At 69.9% G+C, this 608-nt stretch carries 1 pseudogene; it reads right to left on the bottom strand.

What is annotated here, in order from left to right:
• Positions 1 to 608, bottom strand: a pseudogene (locus tag ACV229_RS40650) (hemagluttinin domain protein); the annotation flags it as partial.

Genomic DNA, 608 nt, shown 5'->3' with positions numbered 1-608 from the left:
TTGATTGCGTCGGTGCTCGTCGACGAGATCACGCCGGCCGCGACGTTTTGCAGCTGCCGCTCCTGGCCGGCAGCGCCAACCGATACGACGCCGTTGGCCGCACTCGCCAGGCCAGCCGCGGTCCCGCCGTACAGCGCGGTCGTTCCCGTGTTCGGCGCCGCCGTCTGGCTGCCGGCGCCGAGCGCGACGCTGTTTGCCAAGGTGGCGCTCGCACCGGCGCCGAGTGCCAACGCATTGATCGCGCTGCTTTGCGCACCCGAACCGAGCGCGACGCCGCCTGCGTTCAGCGCAGTCGCATTCGCACCCTGTGCGATCGACTGCGCGCCGGCCGCCGTCGCACCGCTGCCAAACGCGATCGCGTCCGCCTGCGCCGAACTCGCGGCCTGTCCGATTGCCACGCCACCGGGCGCGGTCGAATCGACGATCGCGCCATTGCCGATGCCCACGCCGTTGTTGCCGTTGACGACGGTCGTCGGGCCGACTGCCACCGAATCCGTTCCGACCGCGAGCGAGTCCGCTTGGGTCGAATTCGCATGGAAGTACTTCTGCCCCGTCACCGCAAACGATGCAAGCGCACCGGCCAGCTGACGCACCGTGACCGCGTCCTG

Source organism: Burkholderia sp. MR1-5-21, assembly GCF_053427715.1.
This window is presented reverse-complemented; position numbering and strand designations above follow the sequence as displayed.